The organism is Nocardia rhamnosiphila NBRC 108938 (assembly GCF_000720425.1).
Taxonomy (GTDB): domain Bacteria; phylum Actinomycetota; class Actinomycetes; order Mycobacteriales; family Mycobacteriaceae; genus Nocardia; species Nocardia rhamnosiphila.
This window is the reverse complement of record NZ_JOAJ01000007.1, coordinates 1-17,804: the sequence shown is the minus strand read 5'-3', so window position 1 is coordinate 17,804 and position 17,804 is coordinate 1. Positions and strand designations below refer to the sequence as shown.

At 66.2% G+C, this 17,804-nt stretch carries 20 protein-coding genes; 7 read left to right on the top strand and 13 right to left on the bottom strand.

The annotated features are described in order from the left end of the window. The first annotated feature begins 162 nt into the window (after window positions 1-162). Window positions 163-528 carry a hypothetical protein gene (locus tag IG75_RS0122390; protein WP_030523633.1) on the top strand — a complete coding sequence of 122 codons (366 nt, stop codon included), beginning with the start codon at window positions 163-165 and terminating at the stop codon, window positions 526-528. Between the two features lie 18 nt (window positions 529-546). On the opposite strand, the gene IG75_RS39235 is transcribed toward IG75_RS0122390, so the two are convergent. Continuing rightward, entirely contained in the window at window positions 547-744 is a 198-nt protein-coding gene (locus IG75_RS39235) for a hypothetical protein (RefSeq protein ID WP_030523634.1), read from the bottom strand. A gap of 185 nt (window positions 745-929) precedes the next feature. On the opposite strand from IG75_RS39235, the gene IG75_RS0122380 reads away from it, so the two are divergent. Further along, window positions 930-1,376 carry a hypothetical protein gene (locus IG75_RS0122380; protein WP_245713288.1) on the top strand — a complete coding sequence of 149 codons (447 nt, stop codon included), beginning with the start codon at window positions 930-932 and terminating at the stop codon, window positions 1,374-1,376. Between the two features lie 664 nt (window positions 1,377-2,040). Here IG75_RS0122380 and IG75_RS0122375 read toward each other — a convergent pair. The 3 genes from IG75_RS0122375 to IG75_RS0122365 form a co-directional block, all read right to left on the bottom strand. Then, on the bottom strand, window positions 2,041-2,808 hold the full coding sequence (locus tag IG75_RS0122375) for an ABC transporter permease (RefSeq protein WP_030523636.1): 768 nt from the start codon (window positions 2,806-2,808) through the stop codon (window positions 2,041-2,043). Beyond that, window positions 2,805-3,800 (bottom strand): ATP-binding cassette domain-containing protein, encoded by a 996-nt coding sequence (locus tag IG75_RS0122370; RefSeq protein WP_030523637.1) that lies wholly within the window; start codon window positions 3,798-3,800, stop codon window positions 2,805-2,807. The genes IG75_RS0122375 and IG75_RS0122370 overlap by 4 nt, the downstream gene beginning before the upstream one ends. A gap of 157 nt (window positions 3,801-3,957) precedes the next feature. Further along, window positions 3,958-4,542: a VOC family protein gene (locus tag IG75_RS0122365; protein WP_030523638.1), complete on the bottom strand. Its 585-nt coding sequence runs from the start codon at window positions 4,540-4,542 to the stop codon at window positions 3,958-3,960. 81 nt (window positions 4,543-4,623) lie between these two features. Between IG75_RS0122365 and IG75_RS0122360 the strand changes: the two genes are divergently transcribed. Beyond that, entirely contained in the window at window positions 4,624-5,628 is a 1,005-nt protein-coding gene (locus tag IG75_RS0122360; protein WP_063834188.1) for a helix-turn-helix transcriptional regulator, read from the top strand. A 319-nt stretch (window positions 5,629-5,947) separates the two neighbouring features. Here the strand turns inward: IG75_RS0122360 and IG75_RS0122350 are convergent, their stop codons facing one another. Together IG75_RS0122350 and IG75_RS40635 are read right to left on the bottom strand one after the other, a co-directional pair. Then, the gene (locus IG75_RS0122350) at window positions 5,948-6,250 is read right to left on the bottom strand and encodes a hypothetical protein (RefSeq protein WP_030523640.1); all 303 of its coding nucleotides are present in this window, start codon (window positions 6,248-6,250) and stop codon (window positions 5,948-5,950) included. Next, the gene (locus IG75_RS40635; protein ID WP_281181624.1) at window positions 6,247-6,378 is read right to left on the bottom strand and encodes a hypothetical protein; all 132 of its coding nucleotides are present in this window, start codon (window positions 6,376-6,378) and stop codon (window positions 6,247-6,249) included. The genes IG75_RS0122350 and IG75_RS40635 overlap by 4 nt, the downstream gene beginning before the upstream one ends. 231 nt (window positions 6,379-6,609) lie before the next feature. On the opposite strand from IG75_RS40635, the gene IG75_RS40365 reads away from it, so the two are divergent. The 3 genes from IG75_RS40365 (at window position 6,610) to IG75_RS0122330 (ending at window position 9,407) form a co-directional block, all read left to right on the top strand. Next, window positions 6,610-7,926, top strand: coding sequence for a helix-turn-helix domain-containing protein (locus IG75_RS40365; RefSeq protein WP_030523641.1), 1,317 nt, complete (start codon window positions 6,610-6,612; stop codon window positions 7,924-7,926). Next, a complete protein-coding gene (locus tag IG75_RS40360; RefSeq protein ID WP_030523642.1) occupies window positions 7,919-8,467 on the top strand; it encodes a GNAT family N-acetyltransferase in 549 nt (182 codons plus the stop codon). Before IG75_RS40365 ends, IG75_RS40360 begins: the two co-directional genes overlap by 8 nt. Before the next feature lie 238 nt (window positions 8,468-8,705). After that, window positions 8,706-9,407, top strand: a complete 702-nt coding sequence (locus tag IG75_RS0122330; RefSeq protein WP_245713289.1) for a hypothetical protein — start codon at window positions 8,706-8,708, stop codon at window positions 9,405-9,407. A gap of 233 nt (window positions 9,408-9,640) precedes the next feature. On the opposite strand, the gene IG75_RS0122325 is transcribed toward IG75_RS0122330, so the two are convergent. From IG75_RS0122325 to IG75_RS0122290, 7 genes are all read right to left on the bottom strand, one after another. Next, on the bottom strand, window positions 9,641-10,216 hold the full coding sequence (locus IG75_RS0122325) for a Fic/DOC family protein (protein ID WP_030523644.1): 576 nt from the start codon (window positions 10,214-10,216) through the stop codon (window positions 9,641-9,643). Further along, window positions 10,213-10,530 carry an antitoxin VbhA family protein gene (locus tag IG75_RS0122320; protein WP_030523645.1) on the bottom strand — a complete coding sequence of 106 codons (318 nt, stop codon included), beginning with the start codon at window positions 10,528-10,530 and terminating at the stop codon, window positions 10,213-10,215. The genes IG75_RS0122325 and IG75_RS0122320 overlap by 4 nt, the downstream gene beginning before the upstream one ends. 102 nt (window positions 10,531-10,632) lie before the next feature. After that, a complete protein-coding gene (locus IG75_RS0122310; RefSeq protein WP_081877093.1) occupies window positions 10,633-12,336 on the bottom strand; it encodes a class I adenylate-forming enzyme family protein in 1,704 nt (567 codons plus the stop codon). After that, on the bottom strand, window positions 12,333-13,682 hold the full coding sequence (locus IG75_RS0122305; RefSeq protein ID WP_030523647.1) for an MFS transporter: 1,350 nt from the start codon (window positions 13,680-13,682) through the stop codon (window positions 12,333-12,335). Before IG75_RS0122305 ends, IG75_RS0122310 begins: the two co-directional genes overlap by 4 nt. Continuing rightward, on the bottom strand, window positions 13,679-14,212 hold the full coding sequence (locus IG75_RS0122300; protein ID WP_030523648.1) for a 3-isopropylmalate dehydratase small subunit: 534 nt from the start codon (window positions 14,210-14,212) through the stop codon (window positions 13,679-13,681). Before IG75_RS0122300 ends, IG75_RS0122305 begins: the two co-directional genes overlap by 4 nt. Further along, window positions 14,209-15,453: a 3-isopropylmalate dehydratase large subunit gene (locus tag IG75_RS0122295; protein WP_030523649.1), complete on the bottom strand. Its 1,245-nt coding sequence runs from the start codon at window positions 15,451-15,453 to the stop codon at window positions 14,209-14,211. The genes IG75_RS0122300 and IG75_RS0122295 overlap by 4 nt, the downstream gene beginning before the upstream one ends. A gap of 17 nt (window positions 15,454-15,470) precedes the next feature. After that, the gene (locus IG75_RS0122290; protein ID WP_030523650.1) at window positions 15,471-16,337 is read right to left on the bottom strand and encodes an isocitrate lyase/PEP mutase family protein; all 867 of its coding nucleotides are present in this window, start codon (window positions 16,335-16,337) and stop codon (window positions 15,471-15,473) included. A gap of 158 nt (window positions 16,338-16,495) precedes the next feature. Between IG75_RS0122290 and IG75_RS0122285 the strand changes: the two genes are divergently transcribed. Beyond that, the gene (locus tag IG75_RS0122285) at window positions 16,496-17,281 is read left to right on the top strand and encodes an IclR family transcriptional regulator (RefSeq protein ID WP_245713290.1); all 786 of its coding nucleotides are present in this window, start codon (window positions 16,496-16,498) and stop codon (window positions 17,279-17,281) included. Window positions 17,282-17,804: the final 523 nt, after the last annotated feature.

The following is a 17,804-nucleotide window of genomic DNA, read 5'->3' as shown; positions in this document are numbered from 1 at the left end:
GCAGGCGGGGTAGGCCGGATCATCGGCGAGCACGGTTTCTGGCTCGCTCCGACCGAGATATCGAAAGCGAGCATTACACCGGCCGATACGACATTATGGTCGCAGATCTGACTACTCAGGTCGCACACTGCGTTTTTCGACTGATCAGGGATCTGCGTGCATATGTTGAAGATATCGACCCGCACCATGCTCGGCAGCGTCATTGCCGTGCAGCTCATTGTCGGTTCAGTGGGCGTCGCGGCGGCCGAGCCCGCCCCGGCGCCCGCGCCGGTCGCGCCCGTGCAAGCACCCGATGCTCCGGGGCCCGGGGCGGGGGCGCCCATCGCGGCGTGCATGGCGCCCGGCGACTCCATCGAACTCCGGGCCGGCCTGGGCGCCCTGCTCGGGACCGGGAGCGGCGCGATCGCAGGGCTGCCCCTCGCCTTTGTCGGGGCCATCCCCCTCGGGATCATCGGCGGCGTGATCGGCGCCATGGTCGGCTCGACCACCTACGCGCAAGACGCCTGGCGGGCTCCGAAGGGCTGCTGATCGGGCGGGGCCGCGGGGTCAGCCCTTGACGGGGTAGGTGGCATCGAGCCATTCGGTGAACGAAGGTCCGCCGATGCGGGCGTGCGCCCGGCCACCGACCCTGAATTTTTGGCCGATGTCGGCCACAGAGATCGATTTCGACGTGAGCTGCAAGGTCAGGCGGGAGTGGATACCCTGTGCGACGTCGTGTGCGCGATCGGCCGTCGACTGGGGCAAGCCGGTGTTCGTGTGTGCCGAGGGACAATACGGATATCCACACCTCGGGTTCGACCCAGCAGCAGACCGTGTCGTGCTGCTGGCAGATCCAGAGGACCCAGAATCTTGACGGCTGTTCTCCCGCTCGGAGGCGCCCGCTGATCAACGGACGGGAGTGAACTATGCGGGTCGCTGTGACCGGGCACATGAACATCACCGAGGAAACCGCGGTGCTGGTGCGCGAGGAGCTCACTCGCCGCCTCGCCGACGTTTCCGATCTGGTGGGGGTGAGCTGTATTGCGCGTGGTGCCGATTCGGTGTTCGCACGAGCGGTACTCGAGCTGGGCGGTGGACTCGAGGTGGTGTTGCCTTCCCGGAATTACCGCGAGGCCAAGGTGAAGCCTGATCACGCACCAGCGTTCGACGAGCTGGTGGCGCGCGCGTCCGAGGTTCGGGTGATGGATTTCGAGGAGGCCGGCCGGGAGGCGTACGGGGCGGCGAACGAGGCGCTGCTCGGGTCGGCTGATCGTCTGGTCGCGGTGTGGGACGGGGAAGGCGGCGAGGCCGGTGGTACCGGCAGTGTGGTGAAGCCGGCGCGGGAGCGGGGGGTTCCTGTGGATGTGGTGTGGCCCGAAGGCGCAGCACGTGCCTGACCGTCGCTTCTCCGGTGTGCACTCCTGAGATGATGTGTCGCTCCCGGTGCCGCACACTGCGGGTAGTCCGTCGGTGCGGTCGGTATTGCCGTCGCTGCTGGAGGCTGGATCTGCGAAGACCGGTCAGTGCTTCCGCGATCTCGGCGAGAACCATCGAGCCGCGGCGCCGGCGCGGCAATCTCTCGATATGAGCGACGGGTATCAAAGGGGGAAGGTGTTCGACCTGTGCTTGCTTGCGTCGAGTGGAACGCCGGCTGTTCTTCGGCGACGCTCCGCGCCTGGTGGACAAACCGACGTGTTGGTGCAGCAGTAGTGTTTCCACCCCGACTATTCGGGTCTCTGGCGACGTTTCGGGGTATTCGGGACCGGCAGCGCCAGGGGGTCGCTGCCGGTCCCGGAACGCCTCGGCCAGGTGAACCAGCGAGCGTGTTCGGTGGCCCCTTGTGCGAATGTGCGGGCCGAGCGGCCGGTCACTGGCGCTACGGTGTCGAGGACCTTGTCTGCGGCGTCGGGTGGGTGGGTTGCCGAGCGGAGACCGAATTCGACGTATTCGTCACCGAAGCCGTGACCGGCCGGGCGGTCCCGTTTCTGGGCTCGGCTGAGTGCTGGTGGGTGAGTGGAACTCCTATCGCTTCAGCGAGTATCCGGGTGCGTTGCGCCGGAGTCAGGGCCTGGTGCTCTTGCGCAGTGCGCGCAAGCCCACCGCGATACCGATGGCTGCGGTGAGGATCGCGGCCAGCCAGCCCCAGCCGACGTCGGCCGAGGTGAGGCGGCCGGCGAACAGATCACGTTCGGCGTTCACGACGTGGGTCAGCGGGTTCACCACCGAGAGCGCGCGCATCCAGCCTGGAGCTTGTTCGAGGGGTAGCAGCATGCCGGACAGGATCATGGCGGGAAACAGCAAGGTCTGGTGCACTGTCCAGAAAACCCAGTCCTGTTCCCGGACGACGATGGCCAGTGCGTAACTGAACGAGCCGATGCCCAGGCCGAGGACACCCAGCAGCAGCAGGCCCTGCACCGCGCCGAGTGGATCCGGCCGCAGCCCCAAGGGGATGGTCACCAGGATGATCAGGGTCGCCTGCGCGATCAGGGGGAGGAATTCCTTGACCGCGCGGCCCAGGAAGAGAGCCGACCGGGACAGCGGCGTGACCAGCAGGCGCTCGTGGGTGCCGTTGTGGAGGTCGAGCTGGAGGTTGGAGCCGGTGCCGGCGGTACCGAACAACGACGTCATGACCAGGATTCCGGGAACGAACCACGCCCAGGGCGACTCACCGTCGCGGGCCAGCAGCGGCCCGAACAGCAACAGGAAGAACAGGGGTTGGATCAGGCCGAAGACGACCGAGAACGGATCGCCGAGCACGGGGCGTAGTTCCCGGACTGTGACGAGCAGGGTGTCGGCGACGATATTGCGGCGCGGTTCAGTGGTGGTCATCGGGTCTCCTCCGGATTGTGGTTGCCGCTCTCGGCCGTCCCTGGGTCGCGCAAGCTGCGTCCGGTGAGCTCGAGGAAGACGTCGTCGAGGGTCGGCACCCGGGTAGCTGCGGAAACAACTTCGATGCCGCGCGCATGGGCCGCGGTGACCAGCGCGGGTACGGCTTTCGGGCCGTCCGCCGCGTGGGCGACGACGGCGGTGCCGGTGTGAGTCACCCGGTTCACGCACTCGGTCCGGCGCGCCAGCGCGGCCAGCTCGCCCGCCCGGGCCGGGTCGGCGGCTTCGAGCGTGACCCGGTCGCCCGCGTGCTCGCCCTTCAGCGCCTCGGGTGACCCGTCGGCGATGATGCGCCCGTGATCCACAATCACGACTCGATCGGCGATCTGGTCGGCCTCGTCGAGGTAGTGGGTGGTGACCACGATCGTCATGCCGGATTCCGCCCGGAGGCGGGCGATGTGGTCCCACAGATTGGCCCGGTTGTGCGGGTCCAGCCCGGTCGTCGGCTCGTCGAGGAACAACAGCGCGGGCCGATGGACCAACCCCATCGCCAGATCCAGGCGCCGGCGCTGGCCGCCGGACATGGCCTGGGACTTCCGCTCTCCGAGTCCGTCGAGACCCAAGGCGGTGAACAGCTCACCCGCCCGGATCCGCGCCGATTTCCGGTTCAGTCCGTAGATCCGGGCCTGGGTCACCACCTCGTCCATCGCACGCTGGGTATGTCCCGCGCTGTTGCCCTGACCGACGTATCCGATCACCTGCCGTACCTGCCCCGGTTCGCGCTCTACGTCGTGGCCGCCGATCTGCGCGGATCCGCCGGTCGGCGGCAGCAGCGTCGTGAGCATGCGCATCAAGGTCGTCTTACCGGCCCCGTTGGGGCCGAGGATCGCCAAGACTTCTTCCCGCGCGACGGTCAGATCGATGCCGTCGACCGCGCGGACTTCTGATTCGCCGGGACCGTGGAAGGTCCTGGTCAAACTCCGGGTGCTGATCACGTCCTGCCTCTCCATGGGGTACAGGACGATCAAAACCTCCGTTGCGGACGATATACGGCCACAAGCCGAAAAGGGGCGGCCCGGAAGTCCTTGTCCCGAAGATTCGGATGCCGAATGCCCTGCGGCGCATACGAGGCCGCAGGGCATAGCCGACGGGTCAGCGGGTGCGCGGATCCCGCAGCGAGGCCATCGCTTCCATGAGCGAGGAGTGAACGGCGGTCAGCTCCGGTGTCGCGAACGACTCCCAGGACTGCTCGCCCGCACCGGTCTCGGCGGAATCGGCCTGCCCCCAGTCGCCTCCGCCGGTTTCGTCCGCCGATCCTTCATCCCAGGACGCGTTACCCGGATTGTGCTTGTACACCCACCACAGGTGGCCGAACGGGTCGGCGAAGCGGGACAGTACGTCGCCCCAGAAATCCGTCGGCTCGGTGACGATCCGCGCACCACGCGCGGCGGCTCGTTTCAGCGTGGCGGCCGGATCGTCGACGTAGACGCGGACAAAGGACGGCATATACGGCCAGTCCGGTTTACGGTCGGCGATCGTCAGCGTCGAATCACCTATCCGCAGCTCGGAATGCAGAATCAGGCCGTCGGTATCGGCTGTCCGCGCCTCGGCGACCTCGATCGCCCCGAACACATCGACCAGGAAGTCGAGCAGACCTGCCGCGTCGTCGGTCCAGATGAAGGGGTCGACCGTTGCGGAACCGGCGGGCGCCGGGGGGACGGCGGGAATGGTGGACATATTGTCTCCTTTCGGTTGGTGCCCCCAGATTCTCCGCAGTTGCGGACAGGATATGGCCACAAGGGCGCCTAGCCTCGGGGTGTGTCCACCAGCACTCGCACTCTCGCGCTTCTCGGTCTGCTGCAGAGCCGTCGCCACTGGTCCGGTGCCGAACTCGCGCGGCGGCTCGACGTCAGCGAGCGGACCGTCCGGCGCGATGTGCTCGGCCTCCAGGAGATCGGCTATCCGATCGAAACGACCCGCGGCACCGGCGGCGGCTACCAGCTCAGTGCGGGTGCCTGCCTGCCGCCACTGGTCCTGGGCGAGGAGGAGGCCGCGGCGACGGTACTGGGGCTGAAGGAGATCGCGACCGGGAACCATCCCGCCTCGGCCGAAGCCGCCATGAGCGCCATGGCCAAGATCGTCCAGGTCCTGCCCATTCGTATCCGTCGCCGGATCGACAGTCTGCGGATCGTCGCGACCCCCACCGGTGATGGATACCACCGAGCCGAGATCGACGATGTCACCGCGTTGACCACCCTCGCGCTGGCCTGCCGGGACGCCGATACCGTCTCGTTCTCCTACCGCGGCAGCGACGCGGTCACTTCGCATCGTACGGTCCAACCGCATCAGATCGTCAATGTCGAAAGCCGCCTCTACCTGGTGGCCTGGGATCTCGATCGCACCGACTGGCGCACTTTCCGAATCGACCGGATCGCGCGACCACGCCGCACCGGCGCACGATTCGCACCGCGCCGCCCGCCCGGCGGCGATCCGGTGGAATATGTCCGCGACCGGATCGGGTCGATGCCGTCGAGGTACCGGGTGCACGCCACCGTCCAGGCTTCCGCCGAACGCGTCAGAGCCGAAATCGTCCACTACGGCACCGTCGCCGCCCTCGACCCCGGATCGTGCGAGGTCCATATCGCCGCCGACTCCCTGGACTGGGCGGCCTTCTGCCTCGTCTCGATCGGAGCACCGTTCATCGTGCACGGACCACCCGAAGCCACCGACCTCATGAAGGACTGGGGATCCAGGCTCCTCACCGCCACACGAGCGACCGGAAACGGACTCGTCTGCGACGGGTCGATCGGCAACCGGGCGTAGGACTCGGGGGTTGAGGAGCATGCGCGCATCGCGGCATGCGGGCGACGTACTGGGTGAACTCCATCCCATCCGGAAGACGGATGTCCGCTGTCGACAACCGGATGTGCCGGTTCTCGTCGACCAAGCGCTCACCGAGGATCGTCCACTGGGTATCGCTCACATCCTTGACGGTAGTGGGGCCGACCTCGCACCCGGTAGGCATTCGACGGAGCTGCCGGGACGGTTCGGTATGCCGATCATCAGGGCCACCAGATCGTCGCCGCGATCACCAGCAGCGGTAGCCCGACCGCGATCACGTAACCGGCCGCTACGAGATCGATCATGGTTTCGCCTGCACGGACGACCAACGTGCGAAGCTGAGCCGCGGCACCACGGTCTCCACGTCGGCGAGGTCCATTACCGCGTTGAGTTCGATCGGGCCGAGGTGGTCGGGTGCCGGCAGGATCACCAGGTCGGCCCCGGCGTTGCGTACCTGGTCGACCACTCCTAGTACCGACCGTTCGCTGGGCCATATGAGGTGGTATCCGAGTTTGTGGGCGAGGCGCTGTATCCGGTCGCGATCGTGTTCGGGGTCGTGGCTGATGTCGTAGTCGATCCAGCCGAGGGCAATCGAATGGCTCATGGCGTGAAGTCGGTGTCGGCGGCCGGTCTCGGGGCATCGAGGGTGGATCGGAGTTTGGTCGCTACCCGCTCCAATACCACCGGGTCGGTGCAGTAGTGGTCGCGCCACAGCCGGATGGTCGCTTCCATCGCTCGGTTCCGTGCCGGTCGCTTGGGCAGAGGTGGTCGATCGCGCACAGTGCCTCCTGGCCGGGTGTCATGGCATGCACCCGGCGACGGGGAATCCCGCAGTCAGCGGCGACGTAATGTGCTGTCCAACAGGCGGTTCGACCCGGCGCCGGGGCCGGATTAAGCGTCATCGACCGGCGATCGCCATCCCAGGGACAGCAGTGATAGAGAACCGCTACCCTTCCGCTAGGTATGCACGAACAGGGGGTGCTGATGATCGTGGAGGTTTGGACAAGAGTTGAGGTACGGGCGCTGCGTGACGCCGCCCTACGGATGACGCAGGAGCAGTTCGCAGAACAGATCGGGTGGTCTGTCGCCACCGTGCGAAAATGGGAACGTGCCACCGAATCGCGGCCGGTGCGCGGGCAACGTGCCGCCGACCTCGATAGTTGGCTCGCCAAGCTGAGCCCGGAGCAGATGCGTCGTTTTGCTCTCGCCGTATCCGCCCCGCGGGGCGCAGCACAGCGACACTCGCCGTCTGGAGGCGTAGAGGATGAGGCCGACTTGAACCGCCGCGAATTCGGCAAAGCTGCCGCGCTTACGGTCGCGACGTTGCCGCAGCGGAATCCGTCCCGGATCGGTATGGCGGATGTGGACCGGCTCAACGCATTCACGGCCGAGCTGGAGGCCGCCCAACAGAGTGTTGGTGGTGCAGGGCTCCTACCCACTGCAGTTAATGCATTGGAGTGTAGTCAGGGACTGGTGCACAACTGTGTTTTCGACGATGCGACTGGCCGAGCATGGATGTCCGCAGTAGGCGAGCTTGCTGTTCAAACCGGCTGGCTCGCTTACGATGCGGAGCGCACCGAGCTGGCGTGGCGCTGTTACTCCGATGCGCTCTCATTGGCGTTCACGGCGGAGGACGACGATCTGACCGTTCATGCATGCCTGAACGCTGCCCTGCAGACCACAACGCTGGCGCGTGTCGGCCGAGCATCCCCGTCGTATGCACTCGCGCTCACCCGGCGCGCCGGAAGCCTGGTGCGGCGGCGGCCGGCGGGACGGATACACGCACTGATCGCCGCACGCGAGGCCGCTGCACACGGAACGGCTGGTGACTGGAAAAGCGTCCAGCGTTCTATGTCGGGGGCCTGGCGTGAGATGGACAATGCGATAAGTCATGAGCCGGATGACCAGTGTGCTCCATGGCTTCGGTTCGTCAGCCACTCCGAGATCCGGTTCCACGAGGCGCGGGCCTGCACCGATAGCGGGCGGCACGAGCGGGCGCTCGGCTTGTTCGAGGTCATCGCGGGCGAACCGGCGAGCGCGGGCAACGCTGTGCACAGGGCAGCCTGGAAGGCAGCGGCGCTCGCCCGTACCGGTGATAGGCGGGCAGCGATCGAAGCGGGCGCACCGGTGCTCGGGACGCTGGAAGAGTGGCTGGCGTCGCCCCGCGCATTCAAGGTGCTGGAACCGGTACGGCAAGCGGCGGACACCGTTTCCGAGGGCGAGGAGTTCCGGTTGCGGTTCGACGCGCTCAAGGCCACGAAAGGTCATTCAGTTGAGTGAGATCCGACGCTTCGACCACATCGGCGCCCACGAAATCCGCAACACGGTCCAGGAGGTCTACGCACGTGCCTATGCGGAGGCTATCACCTCCGGTGACCCGTTCGAGTCGTTGGAGGCGTCGATGAACCGATTCGACGCATACCTGCGTGCGCCGGGCTTCGACCTGGTGGTGCTGTACGTGGATGGGCAGCCGATCGGTCAGGCGTGGGGGTGGCCACTCGGCGCGAAAACCGCGAAGTGGGACAGTTTGCGGCTCGATGAAGACGATCCGCAGTTCACCCGTGAGGACGGGACCCGGACGTTCGGGCTCTCGGAGATCATGGTGGTTCCTGAGCACACCGGCCGAGGCTATGCGCGGGCACTGCACGACGAGCTGCTCGGCGCCCGACGGGAGCAGCGGGCGACGCTGCTGGTGGATCCTCGCAACGAGCGCGCTTATGTGCGGTATAGGCATTGGGGCTGGTACCGGGTCGGCGTTCAGCGTCCTGATTGGGAGGGTGCGCCCACATTCGACGTGCTGATTCGGGCTCTGCCGCTGTGATCGGACGCGCCTGTTTCTCGAGGCGAAAGCTGGAGACCACCACGCCGCCTGCAAGGCGATCGAACCGATCGCACCTGCGCTGTGGAACGGGAATGATGCCGGACGGGATTGCAGATTCGCACTGCGCAGTCGGTATCGCGTGCGAGCAGGAAACATCGCGGCCTTCCTCCAGTCGGTCGCCACCTGCGCTGCAACGTGGGATGCTCTGTATTGGCCGAGTAGGGGAGATATAACGGTGGTGACCGAGGCGTTCCAGGACGAAGAACCGGAGAACAATGGGGGTTCCGCCGATGCCGGCACCGACTCGAAGAAGTCATCGAACACAATGGCATTGTTCGACAAGGCACTGGTCGCCGCCGGAAAACTGGTCGATTCACGGGTCGAGCGATTGCGTCGACGCCATCCAGAAGACACAAATGAACAGCTACTGAAAAGGCTCGAGACCACATTTATGTCCTCGGTAACCGCGACTGGCGCGGCCACGGGCGGTGCGGCCGCGGTACCAGGGGCCGGAACCGCTGCAGCGCTGGCGATGACAGGCGGGGACTTCTCCTGGTTCATGACTGCCGCAGCAGCCCATGTGCTGTCTGCTGTGCGGGTGTACGGCTTCGATATCGCAGACCTCGAGCACCAGAAGGCGATCGTATTGACAGTGCTCGCCGGGGGCAGCGGCTCGACGATTTTCGGTAAGGCGGCCGGACGGACGGGTTCTCACCTGGGTAAGCTCCTGGCGAACTCGGTCCCTACGAACACAATCCGCTCGGTGAACCGGGTACTCGGCCACAATTTCGTCACCCGCTACGGCACACGTCAAGGAGTGCTCGTGCTCGGACGGGCCGCGCCTTTTGGTATCGGGGTGGTAATCGGCGCGGGTGGCAACCTGCTCATGGCGCAAAGCGTTATCAAGGCGACCCGCCTTGCGGTGCGCCCTGCTGCCTGAGCCACCTGCGGAAACAGCACTCCCCGAAAGATTCCCGAAGAGCCCCGACGCGGCCATCGCAGGTGCGCTAACTCGTTCCAGAGAAACGGATATCGGCGTCCGGCTGGATGCGATAGCCGAGCTGGGTAAGAATGCACATCTCCCTGAAGTGAGGTCCCGCCTCATCGAGCTACTCGACGACGAGATCATCACTGTGGAGGTCGACGCGGCAGAAGTGCTGGATGCGTATCGGGCTACTCCGGCTGGACCAGCCGGTCGAGTAGGTCGCGCAGCGGCCTGTGGTCGCCGAGCAGCGAGGACCTCGAGGCTGTGCTGTTCTCTATTTGATCCAGAAGAGACCAATCGATCGGGTAGCCGGCCTGGCGCGCGAGCTGGCCGAAGAACGCACGCTGGGCGCGGCCGTTTCCTTCACGAAACGGGTGGATCGCGTTGACTTCGGCCAGGAAATAGGTGAGGCGGTCGACGAACGCTTGTCGGCGTGTTCCGCGGAGAAAATTCTCGGCCGCAAGCTGTCCGAACGCCTGTGCGGCATAGGATTCGATATGGGACGGCAGGCAGAACGGTTCTGTGCGTGCGATGCCGATGGTTCGGATTTCTCCTGCCCAGGGATAGATATCGCCGAAGATGTCGAGGTGGAATGCGCACAGGTGTCGTAGATCGTAACTGCCCGGTAGTATGCGGATTCGCAGGTCGGCCAGCGCTGCGTAGGTGAGGTCGGCCTCGGCGCGGCGTAGCTTTTCTTCGTCGGTGATGCCGAGGCGGTTTCTCAGTACACCTGATCCGGGATCGAGATAAGGGTCGAGGGTCACGTGGCGCCGTGCAGTTCGCGAACCATCTGCCGCATCTGCTCGGTGCTTATCTCTCCCCGCGACCACCGGGCCGTGATGTCGTCGGCTTCAGGAGTGGGAGTCAGGCCTTCGGCACGGACCGACGCTCTGGCCTCCGCGGCGGCGCGAGTCCGCTCGGCGGTCAGCTCCTCGAAAACCTCGACGGGGATCATCACGGCCTCGGTCTTGCGGCGTGAACCCACCCCGATCGGTGTCCGGTCGCCGTGGCGGAATCGGTCGAGCATCCGAGGCAGCCGCTCGCGGGCTTCCCTTACTGACCACGTCTCGATCAACATGCCTAAAAGTGTACCCGAATGTGTACACATTCGGTGCGGTCGAGCCGCTCGTGCTGCTGTTCGAGTACGCAGGTCATGCCGTCGTCATCGACCGGCTGGAACTCATTGTCTTGTGCGGACGCCATCCTGCTGCTCGCGCAGCGCTCGTCGGCGGATCTTCCCGGTTTGTGTTTTGGGTAGGTCGGCGAGTATTCCCACGGTCCTGGGCCGCTTGTAGGGCGCGAGGCGTTCCCGGGCGAACGAGATCAGTTCGTCGGCGCCGGCAGTGTGGCCGTCCTTCAAGGAGACGTAGGCGGCTACCGACTCGCCTCGATATTCGTCGGCGACGCCCACCACCGCAGCTTCGAGTACGGCCGGGTGTTCATAAAGAACATCCTCGACCTCGCGCGGCCAGACTTTGTACCCGGAGACGTTGATCTGGTCTTTGATCCGGTCGACAAGGTAAACCCAGCCCTGTCCGTCCACGATCGCGCTGTCGCCGGTTCGGAGGCGGCCTTCCGGCAGCGCGGCCTCGGATTCTTCTGGCTTGCGCCAATATCCGCGGACGACCTGTGGTCCGGTGACGACGAGTTCGCCTTGGGTGCCGGGCGGGAGGGGGTGGCCTTCGGGGTCGACCACCGCGATGTTCACACCCGGCAGAGGTAGCCCGATGGATAGGGTCCCGCTGTCCGGATCGACCGGTGCGCTCGTCCCCGGCGGTACCGCCGTAACCGCCGACGATGTCTCGGTCATGCCGTAGGCGTTGTGGATGTAATGCCCGAACCGTTCCCGGAATCGGGCGACCGTACTCGGTGGAACCGGCGCACCCCCGCTGAACAGCGTCTTGATGCTCGAGAAGTGTTCGGCCGAGGCGTATTCGGAGTTCATCATCGCGTTGAAGGCGGTGATGGAACCGATCGTGTAGGTGACCCCGTGCTCGCGAAGTGCGTCGAGGGCGACATCGGTATTGAACCGCCCGGTGAAAACCAGCGACGTCTGCTCGGTCAGTGCGAGCGCACCGATGACGACCGCCCCGGTGATATGGAACAGCGGGGCGAGAGCGTAAACGACGTCGCCGGGCGTGATGCCGGCCATTCGGGCGAAGCTGGTGGTCACCGCGAGGACGTTGGCGTGCGAGTTCATCGCGCCCTTCGGCGGGCCGGTTGTGCCGGAGGTGTAGGCGAGGAACGCCAGGTCCTCGCCGCGTACCTGAACCTGCGGTGGTCGCCTGCCGACGTACCTGTGCGCCAAACCGAGCAGGTCGGGGTCGCCGGGTGCCGAGGGTGCCGACTCGGTGCCGATGACCCGGCGATCGTGGCGGCATTGCAGTTCCGCCTCCGCGGTACCGAGCACCCACCGGACCGTGGTGTCGGCGACGTCCTCGCGGACCTGCGACACATCGTGGTCGGTGGTGATGATCCCGACCGGTTCGGCATCGGCGACCAGTTCGCGGAATTCCCGCCCCCGATACATGGGGTTGAGCAGCAGCGCGATCGCGCCGAGTTTCCACAGTGCGAGCAGGACCAGCGCGTATTGCGGAATGTTCTGCAGGTGGATGCCCACCCGCTCCCCGTGCCCCACGCCGCGGTCGGCCAGTGCGGCCGCGAGTGCGGTGGCGAGGTCGTCGGCCTGGCGCACGGAGAGCGTGGTGTCGAAGTACACGAGGGCCGGGGCGTCGGGGTCGTGCTGCACCCGGTCGTTCCATGCCTCGACGAGTGTGTCGAAGCGGGGGCGGGGTTCGGGTGCTTCCTGGTGCGGGGCAACCCCGCCCGCCGCACCCTCATCGAATGCGGCGGACGGGGTTGTTCCGGTGTTTCCGGTGGTCATGCCGGAAGTTCCTTGCGGCTGGTTTCGCGGATGGTGGCGACGGTGAGGAGGCCGATAGCGCAGACGCCCATCACCCAGTAGGCGGGTGACATCGCATTGCCGGTCGATTCGACCAGCTGGGCGGCGACATAGGGGGCGGTACCGCCGGCGGCGATGGTGCCGATATTGAAGCCCAGCGAGACTCCGGTGTAGCGAACCGTCCGCGGGAAGAGTTCGGTGAACAGCGGGAACGCCGGAACCTGCACAACCCCGTTGAGCACCATGTAGAGGAAGTAGACGATGCCGATGACAAGAATGCTCTCGGTCGCCCCCATGATCATGAACGCCGGAAGTGCGATCACGACGTAGGCGAGGTATCCGCCGACGAGTACCGGTTTACGGCCGAACCTGTCGGTGAGCATGCCGCTGAGCGGGAAGGTGGCGCAGGCCAGGGCGATGGCGATGGCCGAGGTCCAGTAGACGGCGTCCTTGGAGAAGCCGAGATCTTTGATCAGGTAGACGCTGAAGTAGGTCAGGCCGATGTAGCCGGAGCCGTTCATCGCGATGGCGACACCGACGACGCGGAGGACCGACCACGGGTTCTTGGTGACCGTGTCCAGCAGCGGGCTCTTGGTGACCTGCTGCTTCTCGGCCATCTCCTCGAATTCGGGGGTGTCCTCGAGCTTCATCCGGACGCGGAGGCAGACGTAGGCGAGGGGGAGGGCGAGCAGGAACGGGATGCGCCAGCCCCACGATTCCATCTGCTCGTCGGTGGTGATCAGGGCGACCACGCCCACGACGGCCGCGGCTACGGCGAAGCCGAGGGTGGAGCCGACGGGGGTGAAGGAGCCGAAGAAGCCGCGTTTGCGGGGCGGGGCGGATTCGGCGATATAGGTCGCGGCGCCGCCGACTTCGCCGCCGGCGGAGAAGCCCTGGGCGAGGCGGACGAGGACCAACAGGACGGGGGCGAGGACGCCGACGGTCGAGTGGGTGGGGAGCAGGCCGAGGATGCCGCAGGCGATACCCATGCTGACCACGGTGATCACCAGGGAATGGCGGCGGCCGCGGCGGTCGCCGAGGCGGCCGAAGAAGATACCGCCGAGGGGGCGGGCGACGTAGGCGACGCCGAAGACGGCGAGGGTCGACAGGATCGACACGCCGGAATTGTCGGACGGGAAGAACAGGGGGGCGATGGTGACGGCGAGGAAGCCGTAGACCGCGAAGTCGTAGTACTCGATGAGGGTGCCGACGCCGCCGGCGATGGCGGCGCGGCGGGCCACGGAGTTCGACTTCTTCGGTGCGGTCACCGGCAGCTGCCCGGCGGGCCGGCTGTCAGGGTTCTCGACGCGATGATCGACATTGGTCATTGCGGTTGTCCTTGGCGTGCGTGCTCGGCGAGCAGGAGTTCATACGAACCACCGGCCTCGATGACCTGAATGGTCCGTGGGTTCGGTGGGGTTCCGACCAGGTCGGTTCCCTCGGGCCGGCGCAGGGTGGCGGTGCGCCAGTCGAGGGCCACGGCGTCGTCGACCCGGACTGCGGTCGAGACGCCGGGGATCGTGATCAACGGCATGCCGTTGAAGGTCTCGCCGCGCCAGAAGCCGGGCGAGAAGGATTCCGCGACGATGGCCGCGATACCCGCATTGCGGAGGGCGACCATCGGTGGATAGTGCGGGTGACCGTAGCCGAAGTTACGGCCGCCGACGATGATATCGCCGGGGCGGACACGGTCGGTGAAGGTGGGGTCGTAGGCCTGCATACACACCGAGCGCAGGTGGTCGGGGTCGTAGGACTTGATATTGGAGACGCCGACGACGAGGTCGATATCGAAATCGTCGCCGAAGATCCAGGCGACCTTGCCTTCGATGATGTCCGGGGGCGGGGGATAGGCGCTCACTGGACCGACTCCTGAATCGTGCCGGCCAGGGCGCTGGCGGCGACGGTGTAGGGGGAGCCCATGTAGATGTTGGCGTCGGGGCTGCCCATGCGGCCGGAGATGTTCAGGACGCCGGTGGAGATGCAGTTCTCGCCCGCTTGCAGGGGTTTCTGGTAGCCGAAGCAGAAATCGCAGCTCGATATATTGATATGCGCACCTGCGGCGCGGAGCACGTCGAGGATGCCTTCGCGCTCGGCCTGCTCGTACACCTTCTGTGAGGTGGGGACGACATTGAGTTCGACGCCGGGGGCGACTTTGCGACCGTCGAGGACGAGGGCTGCGGCGCGTAGGTCTTCGATGCGGCCGCTGGCGCACGAGCCGATGAAGGCCTTGGTGATCGGGGTGCCGGCGAGTTCCTGGGCGGTTTTGGTGTTGACGGCCCGAGCCGAGCCGGGGAGCACCACCCGGGGAGTCAGGGTGGACAGGTCGATGGTGTGGCGGGCCGCGTAGGTGGCGTCGGGGTCGGGATACACCGGGTCGAAGTCACGGCGGGCGACATTCTTCGCGTAGGCGAGGGACGTCTCGTCGGGTTCGAAGAGAGCGGAGACCGCGCCGGTGAACATGGCCATGCCACACAGGCCCTGGCGGTGGTCGATGGTCATCGAGCGGGCGCCGGGGCCGCCGAATTCCATCACCTGATGGGCGCAACCGTCGGCGCCGACCATATCGATGATGGTGTGCACGAGGTCGCGGCTGTCGACGCCGGGCGGGAATTCGCCGACGAGGTCGAAGCGGGTGGTGGCGGGGATATCGACGAAGACCTGCCCGGTGACCCAGGCTTCGATGAGGTCGCGGCGGATTCCCCAGCCGAGGGCGCCGAACGCGCCGATACCGCTGATATGGCCGTCGAAATGGACGAGGAATTCGCCGGGGATCGCGAGGCCCAGTTCGGCGGTGAGCTGGTGGCCGATACCGCGGCCCTCGTGCAGCTCGATGCCGTAGAACTCGCACCAGTCGCGGGTGACCTGGTGGACCTCGGTTTCCTTGTCGTTGCGCTTGGTGAGCATGTGGTCGATGAAGACGATGTAGCGGCTCGGGTCCGCGAGCTCGGTGATTCCGAAGTCCTCGCGCATCTGCCGGAACATCACATCGGTGTAGCCGGGGAAGTCGTAGGCGATCATGCGCGCGGGGTGCACGGCGTGGTTCTCGCCGGCGCGGACCGTGTCCTGATCCGAGGCGCGGCCCAGGATCTTCTCCGTCATCGTGTAACCCACGGCGGTCACTGCTCCTTCGCGGGTAGGTACTTGTTCTGCATGGCCTCGACCTCGGGGAAGCCGATCATTTCGACGAACTCGTGGTGCTGGAGCGCGTCGGCGCTGACCTGGGCGGGGGCCTCGCCCGCGGCCAGCCGCTTCAGTGTCTCGCGGGCCGCCCCGGCCACCGCCATCAGCACCTGGGTGGGCAGCAGGGCGAGCCGGACGCCGATCTGATCCAGGATTTCGGGGGTGAAATCGCGTTCGGTCCAGGTCGAGGCGGTGAGGGTGGCCATGAGCGGGACGCCGACCTCCTCGTGGCAGCGCTGCCACTGTTCGACGGTTTCGAAGGTCTTGGTCACCGGCATGATCATGTCGGCGCCGGCCTCGACGTAGGCCTGGGCGCGGCGGATGGCGTCGTCGCCGCGGGCGTCGGTGCGGGCGATCAGCAGGACGTCGTCGGGGATGGAGTCGCGGACGGCGCGGATCTTGCCGGTGGCCTCGGCGACGGTGACCAGGTCGACGGGGTCGCCCACACAGATGGGGCAGGACTTGGGGGAGACCTGGTCCTCCATGAACATCCCGCCGACGCCCGCGTCGGCGAACTTCGTCGCGGTGCGCGCGGCATTGACGGCATTGCCGTAGCCGGTGTCGATATCGGCGACCAGCGGCAGCTTGGAGGACTCCCGGATCGTGCGGATTGCCTGGAGGTTCTCGGTCTGGGTGTAGAGCTCGGCGTCGGGGAGGCCGAGCGCGGCCGAGACGGCGAAGCCCGAGGCGCACAGGGCGCTGAACCCGGCCTGTTCGGCGAGGCGGGCGGTCAGGCCGTCCCATACGCCGGGGGCGTAGACGAGTCCGTTCGACGTGAGGTCTTTCAAGGTCGGGCTGCGCACCAGTCCACTCTCCGTTTCGCAATGCGGAATGCGTTTCGTATCTCGATATGAGACGGTAAGGTGGCTCAGGTCACAAAGTCAACCCCGAGCGAGGGATGTGTTCGTATGGTGGCGAGATCGATCGCCCGACCCGTGGAAGCGAGTGAGTATCAGTGGCTGTGCCCGTAGAGTCCGAGGCGCCGGGGGGTCGCGATGTCGTGGGCGCCGTCCTCAAGGCGTGCACGCTGCTCGGTCACTTCAGCGCGGACCGTCCCGCCTGGACGCTGAACGACCTCACCGTGGCGAGCGGGATGAACAAGACGACGGTGTTCCGCCTGATGGCCACACTGATCCAGGCGCGGTGGGTGGATCGCACGGAAGAAGGCGCCTACCGCATAGCGATGCCGGTATTCGAAATCGGCTCCGCGGCACTGTCGAAACTCGATATCCGTTCCGCGGCAAAACCTTTCATGTCCGATCTGGCGACCACCTTCGGCAACACGGCCTATCTGATGGTTCCCGCCGAACAGGGCGCGGTGTGCATCGACCTGCTCGAGGGCCGCAACTCGCTCGTCGTCGCCGGCATCAATATCGGATCCGTGATGCCCTATCACGCCGCGGCGGGACCGGTCGTCATGCTCGCGTACTCGGAAGTATTGCGGGACAGGTGGATCAGCGCCGACCTTCCGGCGATCACCGAGCGGACAATCACCGATGTGGACCGGCTCGTCGCACACCTCGACGCGATCAGGGACGCCGGTTATTCGGTGAGCAACGCGGACTATCTGCCCGGGGTCGCGGCGGTGGCGGCACCGATCCTGGGACGCGATGGCTCGGTGGTCGCGTCCATCAGTGTGGGCGGCCGGGCCGAGGAGTTCGAGGGCGACGCATTGGCCGCGAAGATCGAGAAGGTGTGTGACGCGGGGGCGCGCATTACACGGATCGTGCAGGCGCTACCGAGGTGATGAGGTTTCGCGGGCGTCGTATGTGCTGCGTAGTTCGCCTTCGGGATGTCGGGCCAGGGTTCGCGGTTGCGGGAGCGGCGTGTGTCATACCGGTCGACCCGGCCTTCGAAGCGGTTGGGTCTTCGGATAGGAAGCGGGGCATCTCCGATCCGGTTCGGCCAGCGCGGCGCGGAGCTTGTCGAGTGCGGTTCGGGCGTGCGGGGCAAGCGGCGAGCGATCCATCAGCCCCAGAGCTGCGACACAGGCCGTCGCCTCCTCGACGGTGAGCGGCACGGGCGGTAGCGAGTACGCTCTCCACCGACCTGCATTTCCATAAGAAATGAATATAAAAATGCTATGCTTTGAGCGTGAGTCGTCAAGAAACCGCTCCCGGCCCGTCCGCCGCCATCAGCGCAGCCCTCTACGGCCTGGCCACCACGGCCGCGAGACGCCTGCCTCGGGACATGAGCTTGACGTCCGCCGCCACCCTGGCCACCCTGGACCGGACCGGCCCGCGGCGCATCACCGATCTGGCCGCGGTCGA